The sequence below is a fragment of the Candidatus Cytomitobacter primus genome (assembly GCF_008189405.1).
Taxonomy (GTDB): domain Bacteria; phylum Pseudomonadota; class Alphaproteobacteria; order CAJXXZ01; family 1604HC; genus Cytomitobacter; species Cytomitobacter primus.
The window spans coordinates 235,767-247,918 of sequence record NZ_CP043316.1 but is presented as its reverse complement, the minus strand read 5'-3'; the positions used below and the strand labels follow the sequence as shown (position 1 = coordinate 247,918).

7 protein-coding genes and 6 tRNA genes are annotated in these 12,152 nt (G+C 28.6%); 8 read left to right on the top strand and 5 right to left on the bottom strand.

Annotated elements, in window-relative coordinates; genetic code table 11:
• Position 1: 1 nt before the first annotated feature.
• A complete protein-coding gene (gene rho, locus FZC34_RS01080; protein ID WP_187440073.1) occupies positions 2 to 1,249 on the bottom strand; it encodes a transcription termination factor Rho in 1,248 nt (415 codons plus the stop codon).
• A gap of 360 nt (positions 1,250 to 1,609) precedes the next feature.
• Between rho and FZC34_RS01075 the strand changes: the two genes are divergently transcribed.
• Positions 1,610 to 2,371, top strand: coding sequence for a hypothetical protein (locus FZC34_RS01075; RefSeq protein WP_148971616.1), 762 nt, complete (start codon positions 1,610 to 1,612; stop codon positions 2,369 to 2,371).
• A 1-nt stretch (position 2,372) separates the two neighbouring features.
• Positions 2,373 to 3,281 carry a 16S rRNA (adenine(1518)-N(6)/adenine(1519)-N(6))-dimethyltransferase RsmA gene (gene rsmA, locus FZC34_RS01070; RefSeq protein WP_148971615.1) on the top strand — a complete coding sequence of 303 codons (909 nt, stop codon included), beginning with the start codon at positions 2,373 to 2,375 and terminating at the stop codon, positions 3,279 to 3,281.
• A gap of 186 nt (positions 3,282 to 3,467) precedes the next feature.
• On the opposite strand, the gene FZC34_RS01065 is transcribed toward rsmA, so the two are convergent.
• Entirely contained in the window at positions 3,468 to 4,775 is a 1,308-nt protein-coding gene (locus FZC34_RS01065; protein WP_148971614.1) for a S1C family serine protease, read from the bottom strand.
• A 118-nt stretch (positions 4,776 to 4,893) separates the two neighbouring features.
• On the opposite strand from FZC34_RS01065, the gene FZC34_RS01060 reads away from it, so the two are divergent.
• From FZC34_RS01060 to FZC34_RS01040, 5 genes are all read left to right on the top strand, one after another.
• Positions 4,894 to 5,136 (top strand): S1 domain-containing protein, encoded by a 243-nt coding sequence (locus FZC34_RS01060; protein ID WP_148971613.1) that lies wholly within the window; start codon positions 4,894 to 4,896, stop codon positions 5,134 to 5,136.
• Between the two features lie 147 nt (positions 5,137 to 5,283).
• Complete coding sequence (locus tag FZC34_RS01055) at positions 5,284 to 6,951, top strand: type II secretion system protein GspD (RefSeq protein WP_148971612.1); 1,668 nt, start codon at positions 5,284 to 5,286, stop codon at positions 6,949 to 6,951.
• 101 nt (positions 6,952 to 7,052) lie between these two features.
• Positions 7,053 to 10,319 (top strand): S41 family peptidase, encoded by a 3,267-nt coding sequence (locus tag FZC34_RS01050; RefSeq protein ID WP_148971611.1) that lies wholly within the window; start codon positions 7,053 to 7,055, stop codon positions 10,317 to 10,319.
• Between the two features lie 59 nt (positions 10,320 to 10,378).
• A tRNA-Ser gene (locus tag FZC34_RS01045) sits at positions 10,379 to 10,468 on the top strand.
• Positions 10,469 to 10,826: 358 nt separating this feature from the next.
• Positions 10,827 to 10,900, top strand: a tRNA-Met gene (locus FZC34_RS01040).
• Positions 10,901 to 11,274: 374 nt separating this feature from the next.
• Here FZC34_RS01040 and FZC34_RS01035 read toward each other — a convergent pair.
• Positions 11,275 to 11,349, bottom strand: a tRNA-Val gene (locus FZC34_RS01035).
• Between the two features lie 95 nt (positions 11,350 to 11,444).
• On the opposite strand from FZC34_RS01035, the gene FZC34_RS01030 reads away from it, so the two are divergent.
• Positions 11,445 to 11,533, top strand: a tRNA-Ser gene (locus FZC34_RS01030).
• A 376-nt stretch (positions 11,534 to 11,909) separates the two neighbouring features.
• Here the strand turns inward: FZC34_RS01030 and FZC34_RS01025 are convergent.
• Both FZC34_RS01025 and FZC34_RS01020 read right to left on the bottom strand, forming a co-directional pair.
• A tRNA-Arg gene (locus FZC34_RS01025) sits at positions 11,910 to 11,983 on the bottom strand.
• An 8-nt stretch (positions 11,984 to 11,991) separates the two neighbouring features.
• Positions 11,992 to 12,072 (bottom strand) — tRNA-Leu (locus FZC34_RS01020).
• Between the last annotated feature and the right edge of the window lie 80 nt (positions 12,073 to 12,152).

The window sequence follows — 12,152 nt, the reverse complement described above, 5'->3', positions numbered from 1 at the left end:
CTTAACTATTCATTATTCTAAAAAAATGCTCATTATCTTTTGTACTATGCAGTTTATCTAATAGGAATTCTAAAGCTTCAACTGTATTCATATCAGATATTATTCTGCGAATAAGCCAAATTTTTGATAACTCATCTGCATCTCTAAGTAACTCTTCTTTTCTTGTACCAGATTTAATAATATCTAATGCAGGGAAAATCCTTTTATCAGCTGATCTTCTATCAAGAATTATATCAGCATTACCAGTACCTTTGAATTCTTCAAAAATCACTTCGTCCATTCGTGATCCAGTATCAACCAAAGCAGTTGCGATAATTGTAAGTGAACCGCCTTCTTCTACATTTCTAGCTGATCCAAAGAATTTCTTAGGATATTGCAGCGCATGAGCATCAACACCACCAGTTAAAACTTTACCAGATGATGGAATCACACTATTATAAGCCCTTGCTAAACGAGTAATGGAATCCATTAAAATCACAACGTCTTTGCCATCTTCAACCATACGTTTTGCTTTTTCTATTACAATATCTGCAACTTTCACATGACGAGAAGCAGGCTCATCAAATGTTGAACTAATCACTTCACCGTGCACAGACCTTTTCATATCTGTAACTTCTTCAGGTCTTTCTCCAACTAATAAAACCATCAATTCTACAGAATCTTTATAGTTATGATGAATCGCATTAGCAATATTTTGCAGCAAACTAGTTTTACCAGTTCTAGGTGGAGCAACAATCAAAGCTCTTTGACCAAATCCTATAGGAGCAATACAATCTAAAGTTCTTAAGCTTAGATTTTCTCTATTAATTTCTAACTTCATTTTTCTGTCTGGATATAATGCTGTCAAAGAATCAAATGATGTTCTTCCAAGTATTCTTTTAGCTGGTTTACTATTAATAGAAATGACTTTTTTAACAGAATAATTTTTATTGTTTTCTGGAATTTTAAGTAAAATTTCTACTACATCTCCAGGCTTTAAATTCAATTTTCCTATAAACTGCTGATGTACATGCACATCATCATCTGAAATTGTATAATCTTCGGCTGCAAATCTTACAAAACCGTATCCTTCATTAATAACTTCTAAGGTTCCTTCTGCTTTAATATCATATCCACGATTAGAATATTCTCTAATAATTTCTAATAATAGATCTTTATTCTTAATATCATCTAAATTCAAATCAAGTGATGTTGCAATCTTAACTAACTCTGTATTTTTCTTGCCTCTTAATTCACACAAATTTATCATTAGATTATTTTCAGCTTTACTTTTTACCACTGGTGATTTGTTTTCAACTTTGTTCTTTATCATAGGCTTATTCTTAGTATCTTTGTCACTATACTTAATAGAATCTTTATTATTAGATTTAATAGATTTATCTTCTGATGAGATATTCATAACGAAGGCTTCTCCTAAAATTGATTATACAGATCATAGTTTACAATTTATAAAATGTCTATAAGCTAACATATAAAATGAGAATCTATAGGCTCATACTAATATATTCGCATAATATAAAGTATCTATAAATTAACGCTAATATGAAAAAACAGCTAATATACAAACAATTCAGTTGGCAAAATATAAAATAAATATCATAATAACATAATGATTAAGTACTTTCTGATTACATTGTCATTTTTGCATATTAATTCTATGAAAATAGGAAATAGGTGTGTCTCAAAACAACAATTGCAAAAAACTGCATTATTTCTTAACTCTAAAGAATTGCAAGCTATATACCAAATCAAATTCAATGATGCCAAAGAATATATTATAGATTTAGAAACTTTAAAATTTGTCTTTAAAAACAAGAAAATTCCTATAAATACAAAGCTATTTGCGCATATTTTATCTAGTTTGCCAAATAAAGATACGCAAGAAGCAAATGATCTAGCTACTTATTTAACACTATCATATCAAATCAAGAACAGTGCTAAATATTCTGATTCTTATGCAAGCAAAGAGCTGTTACAAAAAATCAAACAAAACTTTATTAGAAGCTTTATAGTTTGGAAAATATCAAACAAACAAAAATCAAAAGCAGAAAAAATAAGGAACCAGTTAGATTTAGTTAATAAGGATGAATACAAAATAATTGCCACTGCATCTGATAATTTCACAGAGTTCAAAATGCCTATTATGAATTTCCAATTAAACACAAAATCCTCATATGCTATTCAAAGTACTATTAAAGGCAATTTCAGTGATATTATATTTGAAAATGGAGAGTACACATTTTTCTATATAGTGGACAGCATTATCATAGATAGCGACCAATATTTAAATTTAATCAAAGAAGAATATAAAAAACAATTCATGCAAGATCAAATTAGGTTATATAAACCATGCATATCGATTGAAGGGTAATATGAATAGCCGTAATGACAGCTATAAAAAAGATCATTATTTGAAACGCAATAATCAAAGCAATGCTAATGTTATAGCACCTAAGAAAAATCTTGGACAACACTATCTTATAGATACTAACAAGTTATCGTACATTGCATCTTTCGCGAATCAATTGAGTGAATCAATTATAGAAATAGGCCCTGGTACAGGGCAATTGACAAAGTACTTATTCGAATATGGTTGTAAGAAATTACTTGCAATTGAAAAAGATAAAAGGTTTATCGTACATCTAAATTCCTTATTTTCTAATCAAGATTTTACAATATTTAATAAAGACATACTAAACACTAATTTTGATGAGTTGCCAAATTATATTTTAGTAGGGAATCTCCCATATAATATATCAGCACCAATTATAATTAAATTTATAAACTTTATAAATAAATTCGAGCATGGTATTTTCCTCATACAAAAAGAAGTGGCAGATAAAATATGCGCAAAGTGTAATGACAGATCATATGGCCGAATATCTGTTTTTATACAAAGCGTTGCTAATACAAAGAAGATCCTAACAGTTCCTCCTGGCTGTTTCTCTCCACCTCCAAAAGTATATTCAGAAGTTATATATATTACAAAAAAGAATAAAGGCAATATACACGCCAATAATGAGCATATAGATCAGAGTAATAAGGATAAAAATAATGAAAAAATTGATTTAGGCAAAGTGGATACAGAAAATATTGATTTAGAAAAATTGGATATAATATTAAAAGCTGCATTCTCAAATCCACGCAAAACGATTCGTAATAACTTAAAAGGTTTTCCTAAAGCAGAAGAAATTATTCAAAATAATGGCCTAGATATGAGCGTAAGACCTAATAATATTCCAGTAGAAATTTATATACAATTATCGAAAATAATTTGTTAAGTCAAATCAACCATAATTAATAATATAAAATATAGTAACCATAATAACATTGAAATCAAGAAAATTGAGTAAATAACAAGATATATTAATCAGATTTTTTCATACTTACTTTATATTTTCTATTTTATCTAAAATTTTTGCTAATTTTACTATTTTTCACTCTCTACTTAATTTGCTTTTTACTATCTATTTAATTGGAATTTGAATTAATTTACCATTCCTAATAACAGATAATGTTAATGTATTTCTTTGCTTAGTTCTAAGAGATGTATAATTAGAATGTAACCGTAACATTGTTGCAGGTTCATGATTAATTAGCTTAATAATATCTCCATATTTCAATACACTATTATTTTCTGTATCTAAAACTAAAATACCAGACAGCATTTCTGCTTCAGTTTTGTATTTATTAAACATTCTTGGTAATTTCTGCACAGATTTCATTGCATATTCTTGTAATTCTTGTGGCGTATTCTCAATACCTTGTAAGTATGCACTATTATTTCCATTCATAAAGACATAAGCATCAAGCTTAATATGATAATTTGTTATAGGTTCGCTTAAACTAACATTTTCAGATAATACTAATCTAGTTTCAGGTGCATGCTTTATACCATTATGATCTGTAAATTCGAAATTAATTTTCAATATTTCTCCAGGCTTATATTTATCCAGATCTGCATTTTTTGATACCAATTTATCATTTACCTTTTTGATTATAAAACCTTCTGTTAAGCCAGCTGCTTGTGCAGGGCTGTTTTTTTCTACAGAAATAATAATACCATTCTCAATTTGCATTCCATGAAACGCCTTAATTACCCTGCCATATTTTATAATTTGGGAAATGATGTTTTTTAATGCATTAATTGCTATAGCTTTTTGCTGATATTCTTCTTTATTAGATATAATCATTCCTAACAATTCATTTTTATTATTAACAACAGCACCTCCATATATATGCTGAGGTAACTTTCTATCTATTAGGAAGGCTGTATTTGATATGGATTGAGATACCATAGCTCCAAAAACACTATTAGATCCCATAATTTTAATATTATCGCCTAATTTAGGAGAAGCAAATTTATTATATTTGATATTAATTTTTGCATTTATTTTGAAAACAGCTACAGAAGTGTTTTCATCATATCCAACTTTTTCTAAAAGTATTCTTTTTCCGTTACGCATCATATAAATATTTTGCTTAGATTGGATAGAGTTCAAATCTGTAATAATATAATTATCAAATATAATACCTGTGAAATGGTGATTTTCTACCATATTTTTCAATGCTTTTCTATTTGTCTCATCATTTTTTGCAACATTATAATCATTTGGATAATAGTTCGATTGCACAATTAAACGTACAATATGATCTGATATATTAGACTGTTTTATAACTGCACTCTTGATTGCATCATTATTTTTCTCAACTGTTTTATTATTAGCATCTACATACATAGACATCATAAGAAATAGAAATATTTTGTTGTACATGACCACATAATATCATACATATTAAAACACATCAAAATAACATGTTAATACACTGTATTATGGACTTTTCACAATATAAAACATATAATTGTATTCCTATGAATGAAAGATTAGTTAAATGAGTTCTACTTCAATTCAATTTTATGGAATAGTAGAATCTATATGTGCTGGTAGAATAATAGTTTTATTGCAAGAAGAAGTAAAAACAAAAACAAAAGTAAAAGAAAATACAAGAATTGCTGCCTCACTTTCGGGAAGAATCAAAAATAATAAGATTCGTATCACAATAGGGGACAAAGTACGCCTTAATGTAAATTCAGATAATCTACAAAAAGGTATTATTGTCTTTAGAGAAAAATAGAACATCATAGTTTAATCATTAATTAATATAAAACAATACAATTTTACCATTGATTTAATATGAGCATAAATTTATCATTACCTTTCTTAACTCGTTATCTAAATTATTCCATTGATTAGCATGCAAATTACTAGTATCGTTTAAATAATGAAATATGCGTTAATTTCACTTTTACTATTTGGATGTACTAAACAATTGGAGAGACCAAAGCATTTTAATAAAGAAATAAGCAAAGGCAAACCAATAGTGAGAAAGAAAGTAAAAAAAGTGATTGAAGTACCATCTGGATGGAAAAACAAAATCGATATGTCCATCCCTAACCATTCTGCAATTGATCTTATTAAGAAATTATCTATGCAAAATCAATTAGTAGTAAATTTTGAACATGAGTTAGAGGATAGAAATATTTTTTTCACATGTAAAAACATTACTGTATTAGAGGCAATAAAGAAAATATGTGAATTATCTGACCTACGTATTCAGATTCAAGGTTACGAAATTAATATTATGCATAATGACAAATACGAACATTTCCATGAAATAACATTTTTGTCCAATGTACGAAATGCTACAACATCAACAAATATTAATTCTGGAGCAAAGGGAGGGCTTAATATAGGATCTTCAACTAATTTAAACAGTACTCATACTAGTGATTTATGGAAAGAGATAGAGACAAATCTAAACTTTATACTTAGTGGAGCAAAGAAGAAAAAGTTAAGAGTCATAAAACTTAATGATAATACTCAACCTAATGAATCTAGCAATTCTAACAATAATTCTAATGGCGCTTTGAGAAGTAATGATAGTGATAGCTATAATAGTAGTTATAATCATAATTATAATAAAGCTGAATCCAATAAAAAATCAACAAATCATGATAAGCCTAAATATACAATCAACAAACAAGCAGGAATTTTAATTGTACGAGGCACACAATTACAGCATAGAAAAGTTCATGAATTTTTAATTCATATGCATAAAAGAGCTGCAAGCCAAGTTTTAATAGAAGCAAAAGTACTTTCAGTAGCTTTAAATCATGAATTAAAGACAGGAATAAATTGGAACTCACTAAACATATACAAAAGCCTCAAAAACAAAGCTGATATTGCACTTAGCTCTGAAAAACCTGATTCTAACGCATTCAAAGTACTGATTTCGGAAAATGGAAACAAAGAAGAGTTAATTAATTTGTTAGAAAATTTTGGTGAAGTATCGACCGTATCAAACCCAACCACAACAGTATTAAATAATCAGTATGCTGTATTCAAGGTTGCACAAAATAAAATATACTTCAATTTAAAACAATCATACTTATCTCATAAATATGGATTAGATACAAATGGTGTACAACAAACAACTAGCACATTTAGTAGTGAAATAAACACTGTTCCAGTTGGTACTATATTATCTGTACAACCATCTATAGATTTTAGAAATAGAACAATCACTCTATCTATCCATCCAACCATTTCAGATGTTGCAAAAACTTTACAAGATCCAGCTGTAACATTAATGTCTAAAAACAAAAACATTACTTCTGAAGTCCCTATAATTTCAACTCAAGAAATGGACAGTACTATAAGAGTTGATGATGGTGATTTAGTAATTATTGGAGGGTTAATTAAGAAATCAAGCGATAGAAAGAAAAAGGGAATCCCAGGAGTAAGAAAAGCACCTATATTAGGGCAAACAAACAATGAAGAAATTTATGAAGAAACTGTAATCATGCTTAGGGCATACATTATAGATACTCCTGATAATAACTTAATCAACTCTACTAAAGATTATGAATTATTCACATTGTCTGCATAAAATTAAATCAGTATATAAATTAATACTAATATTATAAAATTTATCAAAATTTCATGACTAAAACTCTATGATTATATGTGTATTTTTGCGACAATTTACATATGTCATTAAGTCAATATTATAGATATCCAGTAGGTCATAAAGATAAAATTTATATGGTTTCTCATGAAACATTATGGTCATGGTCTGAAAGTAATGGTTTAAATAGGTGGGCATTGCTAAAAAACCCTGCACGAGATTTAGCATTATCACCAAATGGACAATATTTAGCTTTTACAGGATCAGAAGATAGTAAGGCTGATGTTTATATAATAGATGTCAATTCACACAAGCCAATTAGAAAAACATTTTATGGAAGTTCTACATATGTTATAGGGTGGTTTGATAATAAGACTGTTGTATATGCTACTAGTTACGAGCAAGCATTTAGAAAAGAATGCAACATTTTTAAACTAAATATTAATAGTGGAGAAAAAGAAAGAATTCCTTGTGGATATGCAAATTCAATTACATGGAACAGCAAAAACATCCCTGTAATTCAAAGGTTCGGATATGGATATCATAATTGGCGTGAGTATAAAGGTGGAACTGTCGGTGATTTATGGATTGGGAATAATTATTCCTCACAAAACACTTTAAACATTAATAATATTTCACAAGATACAAATAATGATTCTGCTGAAAACCATAATACCAATCAAAAAACAGATAGCAATTTTATTAAATTGCCTTTTGAAAATAGCAATGCTCTAGATCCAATATGGGTACAAGATAAATTATATTTCCTAAGTGATCATAACGGAATTGGAAATATCTACCAGTATAATATGGAAGAAAAAACATGGACTCAGGAAACAAGTCATAATGATTTTTATGTAAAAGATATTTCAAAATATAATGAAAGTAATATTTTATATAGTAAAGGTGGGGATATATATTCTTTTAACTCTCAAACTAAAGAAAGTGAAAAGTTAAATATTGAAGGAGCAAGTTACAGTTTCGAGCAAGATAAATTCTATTCTGAAAATAACTATGACTATATTACAAGCTTTGATGTGAATAATAATGGATCTGAAATTACATGTGCGATTAGAGGTAAAATATATTCTAAATCCCTATGGAACAAAGGATATAAAATACGAAATAGTAATGTAAGATGCAGAATATCTTTATGGAATAAAAATAATGAATTGATCACAATTCAAGATAATGAAGATAATTCAACAATCAAATTACATCAGTCAAAGAATTTACAAATTCAAGAAAAGGATAATAATAAAGCAGACAATTTACATAATAAAAGCACTGATAAACACCCATATAATAATGCAGGAAAAAACAAAATTCAGGGGGCAATTGAATTTACGGCAAAAGGCATTGGTAGAATCCAAAAATGTATAATTTCTAAGGAAAATGTAATTGCAGCTATTAATAATCGAAATGAAATGTGGATAATTGACCTAAACAATCAATCATCTAAAAAAATATTAGAAGATGGAAACAGGTTCAGAGGATTTGACTGGTCACCAGATGGAAAATGGATAGTATATAGTAGAAATATCTCTGATGAAATATCTGCATTATTTATATATAACATTGAAAAAGATGAGAAAACCCAACTTACTCCATCTGAATTTAAAGATACATCCCCAAGCTTTGATCCTAAAGGAGAGTACATATACTTCTTATCATTTAGAGATTTGAAAACTGAGTTTGATCCATTATCGTTTAATTTATACTTTAAACATGGAGCAAAACCTTATGCTATTGCGCTACAAAAAGATTTAGAGAATCCATTTATTGATTGGGTTAGTGATGATGACGATGATGAAGAATCAAATGATGACAAGAAAAATAATGATCATAAAAATGCAAATAGTAAGAAAGATAAAAATACAGAAAACAATAAAGATTCTGATTCTATTGATTCAAAAAATGAGAATGAAGATGAAATCACACAAATTGATTTAGAGGATATTGAATCAAGATTATTTGGATCAAAAATCACTGCAGGAAAATACCATAAATTAATTGCTATAGAGGACAAACTATTACTTTCATCAGATAAAAAATTAGAGGTTTTTAATTTCCAGAATCCAAAATTAGATAATATTGCTTCAGATGTTGTAAGCTATACATTATCATATAATAAAAAGTGGATATTAATTGCAAATGATGAAAAATTACGAGTAGGATTATCTGGCTCTAAATTTGATGATAGTGATACTTCATATAAAAAAGGTGGCTGGATTTCAATAGATGATATTGAAGTTGAAGTTAATCCTACTGAAGAATGGAGCCAGATCTTGAATGAAGTATGGTGGTTAACAAAAGAGCATTTCTGGAACTCAAATATCAATAATATTGATTGGGATTCTATCAAATCTAAATATCAAACTTTGATACCAAAAATTAAATCAAGAAATGAGCTTAATAAAATACTTGAAGATTTAATAGGAGAGCTAAAAACCTCTCATGCATATGTGCTTGAGCCAGGAGATGTATATGAAGTAGAGCATAAGACCCAAGGATATTTAGGTGTAAATGTTGAAAAAGTTTCACATGGATTCAAAATAAATGAAATATATTCAGGTAAAAATTACAAATCACCATTGCACCTTAATGCACGTGAAGGTGATGTGATCACGCATGTAAATGGACATGATATGTCTGATAAAGAAAATTTAAACATTTATTTAATTAAAGGGAATAACACATTAACAATAAATAATAACGAAGAGATCTACATCAAACCTCTATCATCTTGGAGCGCAATCGCATACCAAAAATGGATAGAAAAAAATGTTTCAACCATACACAAACAATCTGATAGCATAGGGTATGTACATATTCCAAACATGGTAGAAAGTGGATTCGCAGAATTTTATAGAAGGTACATCTTTGAACATAGAAAGAAAAGCTTAATAGTAGATGCTCGATACAATAGTGGGGGATTCCTTTCTTCATTAATATTAGATCGTTTACAAAGAAAAAGATTAGCGTATTCAGTCCCAAGACATGGAACAAAAGAACCATATCCTAGCGAATCACCTAGTGGGAAAATGGTATTATTATGCAATGAATACACTGGATCTGACGGAGATATTTTTACTCGAATGTTCAAAGAATTAAAACTTGGGCCTGTAATTGGAAAAAGAACATGGGGTGGGGTAGTAGGAATAATGCCAAGATATTACCTAATCGATGGTGGATTAACCAGTCAACCAGAATTTGATACATTGATGAACGATGGTGATGGAATGGAGAATATTGGGGTTGATCCTGATATTGAAATAAGCATATCACCTAAAGAATATGAAGAAAATTATGACCCACAACTAGAATATGCAATTAATTTACTTAAGTAAGTTATCAATCATAATTAGTTTACTCAATTACTAAACAATTTATATTAAAATTAGGACAAGGAGAAATGCCAGAGTGGCTTAATGGGGCGATCTCGAAAACCGTTGTATAAGTTTTACTTATACCGTGGGTTCAAATCCCACTTTCTCCGGGAGTTAACTCATCCTAAATAAATAATTCGCTAATGTAGCATTAAAACAATTCTCATTAATGTATAATTCAAATCCATATAAATTAAATACTTCAATCTCTAATGAAATAATCCTAAAATTTACACTTAGTGGATCAGAAAAGAAATAATGATATAGTGATACCAAATAATTTAGTATTAAATCGTATAGTAAATAAAAATAATAATAGTTAGAAGTGATGATATTAAATTTATTATTATAAAATATCATTGATGATTACATCCTACTAAATTTCAAGACTTTTACATGAATGCTACCTTTCAAAGCTCATAAACTTTACTTGCTATAAATCAAGAAAAAGTGCACAATATTTGTAATGGCGGAGTAGCTCAGCTGGTTAGAGCAGCGGAATCATAATCCGCGTGCCGGGGGTTCGAGTCCCTCCTTCGCTATTAATTTATTATCATGAATTATCATGAAATTTCTTTTGGATTTTTTGCTTATTAAAATTATTTTTGAATCAAGGGTAATAAATTTGTTTATATAATTATTATTTATATTTTATCAGTTCTTGATTTTTTATATTTTTGTTTTATCATAACTTTTATAATAAAATCATTATTTCCAACTTTTAGCTTAAATTATTTTTCACGTACATTTTTTAGCTTCTTACCTCAATTTTCACTTTATAAAATATATTTTACTTATAAAAATTATCAAGCTTTAACAAATTGTTTTATAAGGGTAAATAATGAAATAATAGACTTTAATACATCATATAGAAACACTAAAAAAAGCACAAAAACATAATATATAATAATTGAAATGGTGGGTCGTGACAGGATCGAACTGTCGACCTCCTCGGTGTAAACGAGATGCTCTACCGCTGAGCTAACGACCCACATCAATTGTAGTGTTTTTCTCAATATATTGCAATATTTAATTAGATGTATTGTATTTGGACTTATTAAGATAAATACATTAAAATTAGGACTAGGAGAAATGCCAGAGTGGCTTAATGGGGCGGTCTCGAAAACCGTTGTATAATTTTACTTATACCGTGGGTTCAAATCCCACTTTCTCCGGGAGTTAACTCATCCTAAATAAGTTTTACATCTCAAAACAATACAAATATAAACTATAGCAATCAAATATTCACCTAGAAACATGCTATCTCTATTTTGTTCTGCCATACTATTTGTTAATAAATCTTATTTTCTATTATCACACTAACAATATGATCTTACCATTAAGTATAAATAATCAACTAATAAGCAATTAATAATAAATCAATATTCAAATAACCCAAACATTAAATCAAAACAAGTAATATTAAAATATGGTATAATCACCCATTACAATTGCTAATATTTAATAATTCTTCTATATATATACTTATCGAAATGATAATTTGTTTAGAAATTTAAAATAACACCTACGAATCACAAAAACAAATTGAGACACGCCCGAGAAGAGTCGAACTCCCAACCTTCAAATCCGTAGTCTGACGCTCTGTCCAATTGAGCTACGGGCGCAATTTTTATACCCTCTGCCGGACTTGAACCAGCACGACCGAAGTCTGCAGATTTTAAGTCTGCTGTGTCTACCATTCCACCAAGAGGGCTACAAAATCATTCTAATCTTTTACACATAAAAAATCAATTAACTTCTATATTTATTTAAAAAAAATCATGCTAGATCATA